Source organism: Amycolatopsis sp. NPDC051106 (genome assembly GCF_040682775.1).
GTDB lineage: Bacteria > Actinomycetota > Actinomycetes > Mycobacteriales > Pseudonocardiaceae > Amycolatopsis.
Genome location: NZ_JBFBBQ010000051.1, coordinates 1 through 14,241, shown reverse-complemented (window position 1 = coordinate 14,241; position 14,241 = coordinate 1). Strand labels below are relative to the sequence as shown.

At 71.2% G+C, this 14,241-nt stretch carries 13 protein-coding genes; 6 read left to right on the top strand and 7 right to left on the bottom strand.

Annotated features, from left to right (window positions below; all coding sequences use genetic code 11):
• Positions 1-136 precede the first annotated feature (136 nt).
• From gcl to AB0M83_RS31115, 3 genes are read right to left on the bottom strand one after another with little or no spacing between them, the layout of a single operon-like run.
• Complete coding sequence (gene gcl / locus AB0M83_RS31125) at positions 137-1,825, bottom strand: glyoxylate carboligase (protein WP_364522237.1); 1,689 nt, start codon at positions 1,823-1,825, stop codon at positions 137-139.
• A 1-nt stretch (position 1,826) separates the two neighbouring features.
• Positions 1,827-2,714: an NAD(P)-binding domain-containing protein gene (locus AB0M83_RS31120; protein WP_364522235.1), complete on the bottom strand. Its 888-nt coding sequence runs from the start codon at positions 2,712-2,714 to the stop codon at positions 1,827-1,829.
• A complete protein-coding gene (locus tag AB0M83_RS31115) occupies positions 2,711-3,523 on the bottom strand; it encodes a TIM barrel protein (RefSeq protein WP_364522326.1) in 813 nt (270 codons plus the stop codon). The genes AB0M83_RS31120 and AB0M83_RS31115 overlap by 4 nt, the downstream gene beginning before the upstream one ends.
• Before the next feature lie 133 nt (positions 3,524-3,656).
• Between AB0M83_RS31115 and AB0M83_RS31110 the strand changes: the two genes are divergently transcribed.
• The 5 genes from AB0M83_RS31110 (at position 3,657) to AB0M83_RS31090 (ending at position 7,681) form a co-directional block, all read left to right on the top strand.
• A complete protein-coding gene (locus AB0M83_RS31110; RefSeq protein WP_364522233.1) occupies positions 3,657-3,947 on the top strand; it encodes a barstar family protein in 291 nt (96 codons plus the stop codon).
• Positions 3,948-4,076: 129 nt separating this feature from the next.
• The gene (locus AB0M83_RS31105; protein WP_364522231.1) at positions 4,077-5,000 is read left to right on the top strand and encodes an ABC transporter ATP-binding protein; all 924 of its coding nucleotides are present in this window, start codon (positions 4,077-4,079) and stop codon (positions 4,998-5,000) included.
• Positions 4,997-5,782: an ABC transporter permease gene (locus tag AB0M83_RS31100; protein ID WP_364522229.1), complete on the top strand. Its 786-nt coding sequence runs from the start codon at positions 4,997-4,999 to the stop codon at positions 5,780-5,782. The genes AB0M83_RS31105 and AB0M83_RS31100 overlap by 4 nt, the downstream gene beginning before the upstream one ends.
• Before the next feature lie 40 nt (positions 5,783-5,822).
• Positions 5,823-7,016: a histidine kinase gene (locus tag AB0M83_RS31095; protein ID WP_364522227.1), complete on the top strand. Its 1,194-nt coding sequence runs from the start codon at positions 5,823-5,825 to the stop codon at positions 7,014-7,016.
• Positions 7,013-7,681, top strand: coding sequence for a response regulator transcription factor (locus tag AB0M83_RS31090; protein WP_364522225.1), 669 nt, complete (start codon positions 7,013-7,015; stop codon positions 7,679-7,681). Before AB0M83_RS31095 ends, AB0M83_RS31090 begins: the two co-directional genes overlap by 4 nt.
• Position 7,682: 1 nt before the next feature.
• Here the strand turns inward: AB0M83_RS31090 and AB0M83_RS31085 are convergent, their stop codons facing one another.
• The 4 genes from AB0M83_RS31085 to AB0M83_RS31070 are packed head-to-tail and all read right to left on the bottom strand — an operon-like array spanning position 7,683 to position 13,219.
• Positions 7,683-8,546: a 2Fe-2S iron-sulfur cluster-binding protein gene (locus tag AB0M83_RS31085; RefSeq protein WP_364522223.1), complete on the bottom strand. Its 864-nt coding sequence runs from the start codon at positions 8,544-8,546 to the stop codon at positions 7,683-7,685.
• Positions 8,543-10,288: an NAD(P)H-dependent oxidoreductase subunit E gene (locus AB0M83_RS31080; RefSeq protein ID WP_364522222.1), complete on the bottom strand. Its 1,746-nt coding sequence runs from the start codon at positions 10,286-10,288 to the stop codon at positions 8,543-8,545. The genes AB0M83_RS31085 and AB0M83_RS31080 overlap by 4 nt, the downstream gene beginning before the upstream one ends.
• 2 nt (positions 10,289-10,290) lie before the next feature.
• On the bottom strand, positions 10,291-12,210 hold the full coding sequence (locus tag AB0M83_RS31075) for a molybdopterin-dependent oxidoreductase (protein WP_364522220.1): 1,920 nt from the start codon (positions 12,208-12,210) through the stop codon (positions 10,291-10,293).
• Positions 12,211-12,223: 13 nt separating this feature from the next.
• Entirely contained in the window at positions 12,224-13,219 is a 996-nt protein-coding gene (locus tag AB0M83_RS31070; protein WP_364522218.1) for a 2-dehydropantoate 2-reductase, read from the bottom strand.
• A gap of 183 nt (positions 13,220-13,402) precedes the next feature.
• On the opposite strand from AB0M83_RS31070, the gene AB0M83_RS31065 reads away from it, so the two are divergent.
• Positions 13,403-14,140, top strand: a complete 738-nt coding sequence (locus AB0M83_RS31065) for a GntR family transcriptional regulator (RefSeq protein ID WP_364522216.1) — start codon at positions 13,403-13,405, stop codon at positions 14,138-14,140.
• Positions 14,141-14,241: the final 101 nt, after the last annotated feature.

Sequence of the window (14,241 nt, the reverse complement as noted above, 5' to 3'; positions counted from 1 at the left end):
ACCACGGCAAAACCCCTGAAAGACGGGTGAATTTACGGCCCCGGTTTGTACTTTCCGACAACCCCTTGATCGCGGACGCGGAAAGGCCGCCGCACGAGGTCAGGGTCTCGTACGGCGGCCTTTGGTCACGCGGGTGTTACGCGGGCTCGAACTCCCGGACGGCGTCGAGGGCGGCGCCCATGGCGGCGTTGCCCTCACGTTCGATCATGATCTCCACCAAGACGGGCCGGCTGGTGCGCTCGGCCTCCTTGCGGGCCCACTCCAGGGACGTCCGGATCTCGGCCGGCTCGTGCACGCGGGTGCCGGAGCAGCCGTACGCCTCCATGATCTTGACGTTGTCCGTGCCGTTCGAGTCGTAGTGGATGTCGACCTCGAAGTTCATGTCGTAGCCGGTCTCGGCCTGCCGGATCAGGCCGAGGTACTCGTTGTTGAGCATGATCAGCACGAACCCGACGTCGTACTGGGCGGCCACCGCCAGCTCCTCGACCAGGAACTGGAACGAGTAGTCGCCGACCACGCCGACGACCTCGGCGTCCGGCCGCGCCTTCTTCACCCCGATCGCGGCGGGGATCTCCCAGCCGAGCGGGCCGGCCTGGCCGCACACCTGGTAGTGACGCGGCTTGTGCGCCTTCTGGAACTGGCCCGACCAGATCTGGTAGAGCCCGATCGCGGTGACGAAGTAGGTGTCCTCGCCGAAGGTTTCGTTGATCTCCTTGAAGACCCGCGGCGCCTTGATCGGCAGAGCGTCGAAGTCGTCGCGGCGGGGAAGCGCTTCCTTCAGCTCCGCGATCCGGCCTACCCACTCGCGCCGTTGAGAGACTTCCCGCTTGTCCAGCGCCGTCAGCAGCGCGTCGAGGAACTCCCGCGTGTCCGAGACGATCCCGAGGTCGGGCCCGAACACCTTGCCCAGCTGCGTCGGCTCGATGTCGACGTGGATGAACTTGCGGTCACCCCGGTAGACCGACAGCTCGCCGGTGTGCCGATCGCCGAACCGCGCGCCGAGCGCCAGCACCAGGTCCGCCTCCAGGAAGGCGGCGTTCGCCCAGCGCTGCGACGTCTGGATGCCGGCCATCCCGGCGAACAGCTCGTGGTCCTCGGGGAAGCTGCCCTTGCCCATCAGCGTCACCTGGACCGGGACGTCCAGGCGCTCGGCCGCGGCCCGCAGCTGCTCGCTCGCCTCGCCGAGGACGACGCCGCCGCCGGCCAGGATCAGCGGGCGTTCGGCGGCGAGGAGCAGGTCGAGGGCCCGTTCGACCCGCGCGGCCGCGGGCTTCACGGCCGTCACCGGCAGCGGCGAGTCGATCGAGGAGTCCCACTCGATGTCCTGCTTCTGGACGTCGATCGGCAGGTCGATGAGCACCGGTCCCGGCCGCCCCGAGCGGGCGATCCGGAACGCCTCGCGGAAGATCCACGGCAGCTGCGCGGCCTCCTTGACCTGCACCGCCCACTTCGTCACCGGCTTGGCGATCTCGACGATGTCGACGGCCTGGAAGGCCTCCTGGTGCAGCTTGGTCGTGGCGGCCTGGCCGGTGATGCAGATCATCGGGATCGAGTCCGCGTGCGCGGTGTAGAGCCCGGTGATCATGTTCGTCCCGGCCGGGCCGGACGTGCCGATGGCCACGCCGACGTTGCCGTTCGTCCTGGCCCAGCCGTCGGCCATGTGCGTCGCGCCCTCTTCGTGGCGGACGATCAGGTGCTCGATCGCCCGGCCTTGTAGGGCGTTATACAGCGGGAGGATCGCGGCGCCGGGGCAGCCGAAGACGGTGTCGACCCCTTCGCTCTCCAGGACGTCGACGACCGCTTGCATGGCGGGGATTCTGGGCATGTCACACCTCCGCCGGGACGCGGCCCGACAACTGTTCGACGACCTTCAGCAAGGCCGAGTGGTCCAGGGAGCCGTGGCCCATGGCGCGGCCGGCGGCGACGAGCTGGGCGACCAGCCCGGTGAGCGGGAGCGCGACGTCGGCCTGCCGGGCGGCGGCCAGCGCGATCCCCATGTCCTTGTGGTGCAGGTCGATCCGGAACCCGGGCGCGAACTGGCGGTCCACCATGGACTTGCGCTTGAGCTCGAGGATCCGGCTGCCGGCCAGTCCCCCGGCGAGCACATCGAGGCCGATGGCGGCGTCCACACCGGACGCTTCGAGCAGCACGATCGCCTCGGCCACCAGGCCGTAGATGCCGCCGACGACGAGCTGGTTCGCGGCCTTCACGACCTGGCCGGCGCCGTGCGGGCCGACGTGCACGATGGTCTTGCCGACCGCGTCGAACACCGGCTTCGCGGCTTCGAAGTCCTCTTCGGAGCCGCCGACCATGATGGACAGTGACGCCTGTTCGGCCCCGGCCTGACCGCCGGACACCGGAGCGTCGAGGACACGGATCTTCTTGTCCCGCGCGGCTTCCGCGACCGCGATCGACGTCTCGGGCCGGATGGTGCTCATGTCGATCAGCAGCGTGCCGGGATCGGCGGCGTCGAGAACCCCGCCCGAGGCCAGCACGACCTCCTCGACCTGCGGGTGGTTCGGCAGCATCGTGATCACGACCGCCGCCCCGGCCACCGCGTCCGCGACCCCGGTCGCGGCGCGCCCGCCAGCGGCCTGGAGCTTCTCCCCCGCGGCGGTGGTGACGTCGTAGCCGCTGACGTCGTGCCCGGCCGCGACCAGGTGCGCGGCCATCGGGGCACCCATCACGCCCAGTCCGATGAATCCCAGTTTCATGCTCGTCCCCTTCGGGTTTTCGGCAGCCAGGCCAGCGACGTGACGGTGTCGGGTTCCGGGACGTACTCGATCCCGACGAACCCGTCGTAACCCGCGTTCTGCAGCTTTGCGAGGTGCCCGTCGATGTCCAGCGAGCCGGTGCCGGGCTGGTGGCGCCCGGGTGCGTCGGCGATCTGCACGTGCCCGATCCGGGAGAGGTGCGTCGTGGACAGGGCGTCCAGGTCGTCGCCGTTGACTGCCAGGTGGTACAGGTCGGCCAGCAGCGCCGCGTTGTCGCGCCCGAGGTCGTCGAGCACGGCCACGGCGTCCGCGGCGGTCTTGAGCGGATAGCGGTCCGCGCCGGAGAGCGGTTCGAGGACCAGCTGCGCGCCGATCTTCGCGGCGGCCTCCGCGGCCGTCGCGAGGTGGACCAGCGCCAGATCGTCCTGCTTGGCGGGGTCTTCGCCGTCGAGCCGGTTGCCGTAGAGCGCGTTGAAGCTGCGGCACCCGGTGCGTTCGGCGATGCCGAGCGCGACGACGAGACTGTCGGCGAACTCGGTCTCGCGGCCGATCCACGACACGAGACCCCGCTCCCCCGCCGCCATGTCGCCGGCGTAGAAGTTCAGCCCGCGCAGCCGGACGCCGTCGAGGCTCCGCACGAAGGCGTCGATCTCGTCGCGCGCGGGGACCGCGGTGTCGAACGGCCACCAGTACTCGACATCCGTGAACCCGGCCTCCCGCGCGGCGACCGCGCGCTCGAGCAGCGGTACCTCCTTGAACAGGATCGACAGGTTGGCGACGTACGGCAGGGAGTGCCCCTCTTCTGGCATCGCGACCTCGAATTTCACTATCCGGAATTTTTCTTTCGCATATCGAGAATAGCTGCTGACCTGCGTCGGGGTCAACGGCCCGCTGCCCGATAACCTGGGCGCTGCACTTCCCGGCTGCCGAAGGGACAAGACCGTGCGCGTCGTCATCGACGGGAAGGCCATCCGGTCGGAGGCGGACCTCCACGACCAGCTCGCCGGCCCCCTCGACTTCGGGCCGTACTACGGCCGGAACCTCAACGCGCTCTGGGATCGGCTGTACCGGGACGTCGAACGGCCGGTCGAGCTGGTCTGGGCGGATGCCGCGGTCAGCGAGGAGAACCTCGGCGCGGAACTGTTCGCGAAGATCGCCCAGCTGATGACGGACGTCATGGCCGAGGACGCCGCGCACTCGCCGGAGAACCGGTTCACCGTCCGCTTCGCCTGATCACCCGCCTACGACCTCCGGCGTAGCGCCTACGCCGCGAGTCGCACCGGTGGCGCGTCAAGATCGCCCTCCAGCCGGTCGTTCCCGCCGTCGTCCCGGCCTACCTTCGGCCGCGACGAAGGGAGTCAGATGATCGAGGCACGTGCGGTGTCCAAGCGCTACGGCGGGCGGGCGGCGGTGGACGGGGCGACGTTCACCGTCGTTCCCGGTGCGGTGACCGGGTTCCTCGGCCCGAACGGGGCCGGGAAGTCCACCACGATCCGGATGATCATGGGACTGGACGCGCCCACCTCGGGCTCGGTGACGGTCAACGGCAAGGCGTACGCGGACCATCCGGCGCCACTGCGGGAAGTGGGGGCGCTGCTCGAAGCCAAGGCCGTCCACCCGGGACGGTCGGCCTACCACCACCTGCTGGCTTTGGCGCTCACCAACGGAATCCCGCGGCGACGCGTCGAGGAGGTGCTCGACCTGGTCGGCCTGGCCGGCGTCGCACACCAGCGGGCGGGCGGGTTCTCGCTCGGCATGGGACAACGGCTCGGCATGGCCGCCGCCCTGCTCGGCGACCCGGCCACGCTGATCCTCGACGAACCCGTCAACGGCCTGGACCCGCAGGGCATCCTGTGGATCCGCACGCTGCTGCGCCGCCTCGCCGCCGAAGGGCGCACGGTGTTCGTCTCCTCGCACCTGATGAGCGAGATGGCGCTCACCGCCGACCACCTCGTCGTGATCGGGCGCGGCCGGGTCATCGCCGAGACGTCGGTGCGCGAGTTCATCAGCCGCGCCTCGGCCGACGTCGTCCGGGTCCGCACCCCGCGCGCGGCCGAGCTGCGCGAACTGCTCACCGGCCCCGGGATCGACGTCACCAGCACCGCCCCCGGGCTCCTGGAGGTGCACGGCGTCGGCAGCGCCGAGGTCGGGCTGCTCGCCTGCCGCCACCAGATCCCGCTCGAAGAGCTCGCGCCCGTCGAGGCGTCGCTCGAAGAGGCGTTCATGGAGCTCACCGACGGCGCGCTGGAGTACCGCGTCCACGAAACCGAAGGACACCCCGCATGACGACCGGCGTCACCTTTCCCCGCGTGGCGAGTTCGGAGTGGGTCAAGTTCCGCTCCCTGCAGTCCACGCCGATCACCGTCACCACGGCCCTGGTCGGCATGATCGGCCTGGGCTGGCTCACCTGCGCACTGAACGCCGACCGCTGGCCGGTGATGACCGAGCAGAGCCGGGCGCGCCTCGAGCCGACCGCGCTGAGCATCCAGGGATACGTCCTGGTCCAGCTCGCGTTCGGCGTCCTGGGCGTGCTCGTGGTCTCCGGCGAGTACACCACCGGGCAGATCCGCTCGACGTTCTCCGCCGTCCCCACCCGGACGCCGGTGCTGGCGGCGAAGGCGGCCGTGTTCGCGGCGGTGACGTTCGTGGTCGGCGAGGTCGCCGCCTTCGCGGCTTTCCTCGGCGGTCAGGCTTTCCTTTCTTCCCAGGACATCGAGACGAGCCTGGCCGAACCCGGCGTCTTCCGCGCGGTGGCCGGGGCCGGGCTCTACCTGACCGGTGTCGGGCTGCTCGGGGTCGCGTTCGGCTGGCTGATCCGCCACACCGCCGGCGCCATCGCGGCGCTCGTCTTCCTGGTCATGATCGTCCCGAGCCTGGCCGGCGTGCTCCCGGAGAGCTGGATCCCGCACGTCGTGCCGTACCTGCCGAGCAACGCCGGGCAGGCGCTGATCACGGTGCGGCCGTCGGCGCTGAGCCTCGCTCCCTGGACCGGTTTCGCGTGGTTCTGCGGTTACGTCGTCGTCGCGCTCGCCGCGGCCGCCGTCGTGCTGAAGCGGCGGGATGCCTGAAACCGTGCCCCCGCGGCGACCGGGAGGAGATGATGGGCGGGTGACCGACACCTCCCTCGCCCCCGGGTTCCGCTCCGCGTGGCCGGGCGTCGAGCCGCTGCGCGCGTGGGCGCGGCGGCACCCGGTGCCCGCCGACCTCCTGCTGGCGTGCGGCCTCCTCGGCCTTTCGCTCGTCGTCGGCGCGCAAGGGTCCGCCGGCGGGCCCCACCTCGCCGTGGTCCTGCTCGCGCTGGTCGCGGCGCTGGGGTTCCGGCGGCGGTTCCCGCTGACCGTGCTCGTGTTCACGGCCACGCTCGGTGTCGTCCAGGACCTGCTGGAGCCGCAGTTCCCGCCGACGACGGTCGCCGTGCTGATCGCCGTCTACACCGTCGCCGCGTACCGCGAGCGGTTCCGCGTCGCGGCGGCGGTGGCAACGGTCGTCGCGCTCACCGCGGCGGGGATCGGTGAGGACACCGGGCTCGGGACGTTCTTCGCGCGCCTGGTGTTCACCACCGCGATCGTCACCGCGGCCTTCGCGCTCGGGGTAAACGTGCGGACTCGCCGGGCGTACCTGGCGTCGCTGCACGACCGGGCGGTGCGGGCCGAGCGGGAACGCGACCAGGAGAGCCAGATCGCGGCCGCGCGGGAACGGGCCCGCATCGCGCGCGAGATGCACGACATCATCGCGCACAACCTCTCGGTGATGATCGCGCTCGCCGACGGCGCCGCGTTCGCCGCCCGCACCAACGGCGCCCAGGCCGAGGCGGCCGCGAAGCACGTCTCGGCGACGGGAAGGCAGGCACTGGACGAAATGCACCGGCTGCTCACCGTGCTGCGCAGCAACGGCGACGACAGCCCCCGCGCGCCACAACCCGGTATCGCCGCCCTTGACGAACTGGTCAACCAGGTCCGGGCGACCGGGCTGCCCGCGACGTGGACGGTGTCCGGCCGCCGGTTCCCGCTGCCGCCGACCGTCGAGCTGGCGGTCTACCGCGTCGCCCAGGAGGCGCTCACCAACGTCCTCAAGCACGCCGTCGCCCCGACGTCGGCGAAGATCCACCTCACCTACGACGAGCCGCTGGTGACTCTCGAGGTGCTCGACGACGGACGCCCGGCGCCGGTCCCGGTCACCGGCGGCGGGCACGGGCTCAGCGGAATGCGGGAACGCGCGAGCGTCGCCGGCGGCGACGTCGAAGCCGGACCACGGCCCGGCGGCGGCTGGCGAGTGCTGGGGACGTTCGGGAGCGGCGCGTGATCACCATCCTGCTCGTCGACGACGAACCGTTGCTGCGCCTGGGGTTCCGGCTGGTCCTGGAGTCCCAGCCGGACCTGACGGTGGTCGGCGAGGCCGCCGACGGCGCCGCGGCCGTCACCCGCACGGCCGAGCTCGATCCCGACGTCGTGCTGATGGACGTCCGGATGCCCGGGGTGGACGGCATCACCGCGACCCGCGAGATCGTGCGCGGCTCGCCCCGCTCCCGGGTGCTCATCCTGACCACGTTCGACGTCGACGAATACGCCTTCCCCGGGCTGAAGGCGGGGGCCAGCGGGTTCCTGCTGAAGAACGTCCCGCCCGACGACCTGCTCACGGCGATCCGCGCGGTCGCCCGCGGGGACGCCGTCGTGGCGCCGACCGTCACCCGCCGCCTGCTGGACACGGTCGCCGACCGGCTGCCCGACCCCGTCGCGGACGGCGGCCCGCCGACCTCCCGCGGCCTGCACCGGCTCACCGAACGCGAACTCGAGGTGCTCGAGAAGGTGGCCGCCGGGCTGTCCAACGCGGAGATCGCGGGCGAGCTGGTGCTGTCGGAAGCGACCGTGAAGACGCACGTGGGCCGCATCCTCGGCAAGCTGGAGCTGCGCGACCGGGTCCAAGCCGTGGTCCTGGCCTACGAAACCGGCTTGGTCCGGCCGCGCTGAGCTAGTCCTTCTTCTTCTCGACGTGCTGCCAGCCGAAGCGGCCCTTGATGCAGAGGTTCCCGTGCGTCACCGAACTGTCGTGCGGGGACGTCACCTTGACGATCTCGTTGTCCTGGACGTGCAGCGTCAGGTTGCAGCCGACCCCGCAGAACGTGCACACCGTCGTCGTCGCCTTCTGGCGGGACTCGTCCCACGTGCCGTCCTCGCGCTTGTCGTACTCGCGCTTGAAGCTCAGCGCCCCCGTCGGGCACACCTCGACGCAGTTGCCGCAGTACACGCACGCGCTGTCGGGCAGCGGGTTCGAGAACTCCGTCGAGATCCGGGCGTCGAACCCGCGGCCGGCCACCGTGATCGCGAACGAGTTCTGCCACTGGTCACCGCACGCGTCCACGCACTTGTAGCACAGGATGCACTTCGCGTAGTCCCGGACGTACAGCTCGTTGTCCACCAAGGCCGGTTGCGCGACAGTTGCCGCGTCCGGGCCGAAACGGTCCGGATCCGCGCCCGTTTCGGCCATCCAGCGGTCGACGTCCGGAGTCGTCGACAGGTCCGTCGCCGACGCCAGCAGCTCCAGGACGACCTTGCGGCTCGTGCGCGTGCGCGCCGAATCCGTGTGCACCACCATGCCCGGCTCGGCCTTGCGCGAGCACGACGGCACCAGCGTCCGCGACCCCTCCACCTCCACCATGCAGACGCGGCAGGCGTTCGCCGGCTCGAGAGTGTCGCCGTAGCACAGGGTCGGGATCTCCTTGCCCGCCGCCGTGCACGCGTCGAGGATCGTCGAGCCTTCCGGAACGCGGACGGTCGAGCCGTCCACCGTGAGCTCGACCAGCCGACGCGGGATTCCGATGTCCACAATGGTCACTGCAGTGCTCCCAACCGGTCGATGGCCGACTCGATGGCGTTCCACGCGGTCTGCCCGAGGCCGCAGATCGACGAGTCCCGCATCACCCCGCCCACTTCGCGCAGCAGCGGACGCTCCTCCGAGCCGGCCGCGAGGACGCGCCGGATCGCCTCCTCCTGCCGCACGGTCCCGATCCGGCACGGGACGCACTGACCGCACGACTCGTCGCGGAAGAACTCCGCGATGCGCAACAGGAATCCGCCGAGGTCGGCCAGGTCGTCCAGCACCAGGACGACACCGGACCCGAGCGTCGTCTTCGCCGCCCGCGCGTCCTCCATGGTCAGCGGCAGGTCCAGCTCGTCGGGCCGGACGAACCCACCCGCGGCACCGCCGAGCAGGATCGCGCGCAGCGAGCGGCCCTCGGGTACGCCGCCGGCCAAAGCGAGCAGGTCACGCAACGGAGTGCCGAACGGCACCTCGTAGACGCCCGGCCGCTCGATGTTCCCGGACAGGCAGAACAGTTTCGGCCCGGCCGAGGCCTCGGTGCCGATCGCCCGGTACGCGGCCGCGCCCTCGGTGAGGATCAGCGGCACGTTCACCAGCGTCTCGACGTTGTTCACCACGGTCGGCTTGCCGAACAACCCCTTCTCGACCGGGAACGGCGGCTTCGTGCGGGGTTCGCCGCGGAAGCCTTCGATCGAGTTGAAGATCGCGGTCTCCTCGCCGCAGATGTAGGCACCCGCGCCACGCCGGATCTCGATGTCGAACGAGAACCCCTCGTGGCCCATGATGTCCACGCCGAGGAACCCGCGCTCCCGGCAGACGGCGATCGCGTTGCGCAGCAATCGCAGTGCCCGCGGGTATTCCCCGCGCAGGTAGACGTAACCGCGGCGGGCCCCGATCGCGAACGCGGCGATCGTCATCGACTCCACCAGCGCGAACGGGTCGCCCTCGAGCAGCACCCGGTCCTTGAACGTGCCGGGCTCGCTCTCGTCGGCGTTGCACACCAGGTAGTGCGGCCCGGCGGGCTGGGCGGCCGTGGCGGCCCACTTGCGCCCGGTCGGGAACGCCGCCCCGCCCCGGCCCAGCAGCCCCGCGTCGGTGACCTCGCGGATCACCGCGGCCTCGCCCATGCGCAGGGCGTTGCGCAGTGCCGCGTAGCCACCGGCCGCCCGGTAGTCGTCCAAGCTGGACGGATCCACCACGCCCACCCGGCGCAGCAGCCGCAGCCCCTCCCGTTGGTGGATCACCGGAGCGGCACCGTCCGAAGCGGACGGTGCCCGCCCCGCCGCCAGCACGGCCGACGCGCCGGTCGCCGGCGCGAGCAGCTCGGCGGTCGCCGGGTCGCCGGCCTGGAACGTCAGCGCCGCGGGGGCTCGTTCGCACACGCCGAGGCACGGGCTGCGCAGCCACGTGACCCCGCCGCGCGCCTTCCCCGCGGCGCCGACGTGCTCGGTGAGGACGTCGCACACGGTGTCGGAGCCCTTGAGCCGGCAGGCCAGGTCGGTGCACACGTGCACGACCCGCTCCGGGCGCTCCTCCAGCGCGAACAGCGAGTAGAAGGTCGCCACGCCGTACGCGTCGGCCGGCGGCACGTGCAGCGTCTCGCAGATGAGGTTGAGCGCGCCTTGGCTGATCCAGCCGACCCGGTCGTTGACCGCGTGGAGGGCCGGCAGCAGCCGGTCGCGGCCGCCGCCGGCGAACCCGGCGACGGCGTCGCGTTCCTCGCGGGTGGCGACGGCGTCGAGGAGCTTGAGATCCATCGTCAGACTCCCGCGGTCAGCTTCTCGACGCGGATCGCCGCGGCCTTGTACTCGGCGGTCCCGGCGATGGGGCAGGTCGCCTCGATGGTGATGACGTTGACGTCCACCTCGTCCGGGAAGTGGAAGGTCATGAACGCCAGCCCCGGTTTGAGCCCGGTGTCGAGCCGGACCGGCGCGACGATCTCCCCGCGCCGCGACGAGATCCGGACCAGCTCGTCGGGCTCGACGCCGAGCGACCGCGCGTCCTCCGGGCAGAGGTCCAGGGTCTCGCCCTGCCGCATCGGGGAGGGGAACCCGGCGGACTGGACGCCGGTGTTGTACGAGTCGAGCCGCCGCCCGGTGGTGAGCCGGATCGGGAACTCCTCGGTGAGCAGGTCGACCGGCGGGCTGTGCTCGAGCACGGTGAACGGCGCCGGGCGGCCCCGCTCGGCCGGGTCGTCGGCCCACAGCCGGCCGTGCAGGAAGGTCGGCTCGAGGGTGTCCTCGGAGTAGCACGGCCACTGGATGCCGCCGAGCTCTTCCAGCCGCGCGTAGGACATCCCGGCGTGCATCGGCGACAGCGAGCGCAGCTCGTCCCAGACTTCCTGGCCGCCGGTGTAGTGCCAGTCGTGGCCGAGCCGGCGGGCGAGCTCCGACAGCAGCTCGATGTCGTCGCGCGCGCCTTCCGGCGGTTCGAGGGCCTTGCGGACGCGCTGCACCCGGCGTTCGGAGTTGGTGAACGTGCCGTCGCTCTCGCACCAGGCCGCCGACGCCGGCAGCACGACGTCGGCCAGCTGGGCGGTCTTGGTGAGGAAGATGTCCTGCACCACCAGGTGGTCCACGTTGGCCAGCCGCTTGATCGTGTGCTCACAGTCCGCTTCGGACTGCACCGGGTTCTCGCCGATGATGTACACGCAGGTCAGATCGCCGCGTTCCATCGCGTCGAGCATCTGGGTGAGGTTGAGCCCCTTGTGCGGCGGGATCGACGAGCCCCACGCGGTGTCGAACTTCGCGCGGACACCGGTGTCGAGGACATCCTGGAAGCCCGGCAGCCGGTCCGGGATGGCGCCCATGTCGCCGCCGCCCTGGACGTTGTTCTGCCCGCGCAGCGGGTTCAGCCCGGCGCCGTAGCGGCCGACCTGCCCGGCCAGCAGCGCGAGGTTGATCAGCGACAGCACGTTGTCGGTGCCGTTGTGGTGCTCGGTGATGCCGAGCGTCCACGACATCTGCCCGCGGTCGGCGCGGGCGTAGGTGTGCGCGAGCTCCCTGATGAGCTCGGCCGGGACGCCGGTGGTCTTCTCCGCGACCTCCAGGGTCCACGGCTCGACCGACGCCGCGAACTCGGCGAAGCCTTCGGTGGCTCGCTCGATGAACTTCGTGTTCGCCAGGCCGGAGTGGATGATCTCGCGGGCGACCGCGTGGGCCAGCGGGATGTCGGTGCCGACCTCGAGCTGCAGCTGCCGGTGCGCCCAGCTCCCGGTGCTGGTCCGGCGCGGGTCGACGACGAAGAGCTTCGCTCCCTTGTGGACCGCCTTGAGCACGTGGTGGAAGAAGATCGGGTGCGCCTCGCGCGGGTTGCCGCCCCAGATGACGATGACGTCGGCGTCCTCGATCTCCTGGTAGGACGACGTCCCGCCGCCGCTGTCGAACACCCGGGCCAGCCCGGCGACGCTCGGCGCGTGGCAGGTGCGGTTGCACGAGTCGACGTTGTTGGTGCCGATCACCGCGCGGGTGAACTTCTGTGCGACGTAGTTCATCTCGTTGGTCGCGCGGGCGCACGAGAACATCCCGAACGCCTCGGGGCCCTTGCACTCCAGGGTGCGGCGGATCCCGGCGGCGGCCCGGTCGAGGGCCTCCTCCCAGGTCGCCGGCCGCAGCACGCCGGAGTCGCGCACCAAGGGCTGGGTGAGCCGCACGTACGGCTCGGTCTTCCTGCGCTTCACGGGCACCTCCGGTTCAGTGCGCCCCGACCGGGACGGGCGGGTTGCTGGTGTGGTCGAGCAGCGAGATGGCGGCGTGGACGTGCCGCAGGGCCGGCGCGGGCACGCCGGTGAGGCCGGCCAGCTCCACGACCGCGCCGATGATCGCGTCGATCTCGAGGGGCTTGCCCGCTTCGAGGTCCTGCAGCATCGACGTCTTGTGGTGGCCGACGCGCCAGGCGCCGTCGATGCGCTTTTCGACCGAGACGCCCGGGTCGCTGCCGGCCGCGCGGGCGATGGCGAGGGTCTCGGTCATCATCGTGGCCACGAGCGCGCGCGTGTCGTCGTGCTCGCACATCTGCGCCATGGTCGCCCGGGTCAGCGCCGAGAGCGGGTTGAAGGCGACGTTGCCCATCAGCTTGACCCAGATGTCGTTGCGCAGGTCGGGTTCGACCGGCGCCTTGAGCCCGCCCGCGATCATCGCCGCGCTGAGCACCTTGCAGCGCGCCGAGATCTCGCCGTCCGGCTCGCCGAGGGAGAACCGGGTGCCTTCGAGGTGCCGGATCACGCCCGGTTCTTCGATGACCGTGGAGCAGTAGACGACGCAGCCGATCGCGCGCCGCAGCTCGAGCACGGCGGTCACCGAGCCGCCCGGGTCGACCGTCTCGACGCGGCGCCCTTCGAGCGGATGTCCGGTCAGGCCGTGGAAGTACCACCACGGGATGCCGTTCTGCGCGGCCACGATCGCCGTGTCCGGCCCGAGCAGCGGGGCGAGGAGCGGGGCGCACGAGGCGTAGGAGTTGGCCTTGAGGCCGAGGAAGACGAAGTCGGCCGGGCCGACTTCGGCCGGGTCGTCCGTGACGTGCGGGTGCGCGGTGAAGTCGCCACGCGGGCTGAGCACCCGGACGCCGTGCTCGCGCATCGCGGCGAGGTGGGCCCGCCGGGCGATCAGGTGCACCTCGGTCCCGCCGCGGTGCAGCGCGGCCCCGACGTAGGCGCCGATCGCCCCGGCCCCGAGAACAGCCACCTTCATGATGTGCCTCCCACTTCGGTCCAGCACGTGATTGCATACAGTATCCTGGATTCACTGCGGAAGCCAGAGTTCGGGCTGGCCGGAAGGCAAAACTCCCGAGCGGGTGAGATTTCGGGATTTTGCATACCAAAACCTGTATCCTGGGGACAGATCATCGCGTTCCTCTCCCTTCCGAGGTGTCCCGTGAGCCAGCCCGCTTCCCCGCTCCAAGACCGCGGCCCGTCCGGCCGCCGCACGGCCAAGGGTTCGCTCAGCTCGACCGCCGCCAAGCGCGTCGAGCGGCCCGCCCCGCTGCGCCAGGTCGTCTACGAGGCCCTCGCCGAGCTGATCATCAACCGCACGCTCGAGCCCGGGCAGCACCTGGTCGAAGCCGACCTGGCCGAGTACCTCGGCGTCAGCCGGCAGCCCGTCCGCGAAGCCCTCCAGCGCCTGCAGAGCGAAGGCTGGGTCGACCTCCGTCCGGCGCAGGGCGCGTTCGTGCACCTGCCGACCGACGAGGAGGCCGATCAGCTGCTGAGTGTCCGCGGGGTCTTGGAGACGCACTCCGCGAAGCTCGCCGCCGAACACGCCACCCCGGCGGACGTCGACCGGCTCTGGGAACTCCAGAAGGCCGGGCTCGACGCGCTCAAGGCCGAAGACACCGAAGGCCTCGTGGCGGCCAACGCCGCCCTCCACGCGTTCATCACCCAGCTGTCGGGGAACGCCGTGCTCGCGGAACTGATCGGCCTCGTCGACCGCCGGGTCCGCTGGTACTACACGCCGATCGCCCGGCCCCGCGGGCGGGACGCGTGGAACGAACACGAGGAGCTGATCACCGCCATCGCCAGGGAAGACGCGGAGATCGCTTCGAAGATCATGGCCAAGCACACCGAACGGACCCGCCAGGCCTACCACGAACGCCCCGAAGCTCCCCGATCCTGATTTCGGCAGGACCGGGGAGCCCCTGGACACCCCGAAGAGGGGTCAGCCGTCGGCCGCGGCCGACGGTCGCGGCGGCGCCGCGCGGTGGGGGGGGGGGTTGT

Coding starts and splice junctions, on each gene's coding strand:
- gcl (WP_364522237.1), bottom strand. CDS start 1,825: ATGCCCAGAATCCCCGCCATGCAAGCGGTCGTCGACGTCCTGGAGAGC.
- AB0M83_RS31120 (WP_364522235.1), bottom strand. CDS start 2,714: ATGAAACTGGGATTCATCGGACTGGGCGTGATGGGTGCCCCGATGGCC.
- AB0M83_RS31100 (WP_364522229.1), top strand. CDS start 4,997: ATGACGACCGGCGTCACCTTTCCCCGCGTGGCGAGTTCGGAGTGGGTC.
- AB0M83_RS31115 (WP_364522326.1), bottom strand. CDS start 3,523: ATGCCAGAAGAGGGGCACTCCCTGCCGTACGTCGCCAACCTGTCGATC.
- AB0M83_RS31080 (WP_364522222.1), bottom strand. CDS start 10,288: ATGGATCTCAAGCTCCTCGACGCCGTCGCCACCCGCGAGGAACGCGAC.
- AB0M83_RS31105 (WP_364522231.1), top strand. CDS start 4,077: ATGATCGAGGCACGTGCGGTGTCCAAGCGCTACGGCGGGCGGGCGGCG.
- AB0M83_RS31070 (WP_364522218.1), bottom strand. CDS start 13,219: ATGAAGGTGGCTGTTCTCGGGGCCGGGGCGATCGGCGCCTACGTCGGG.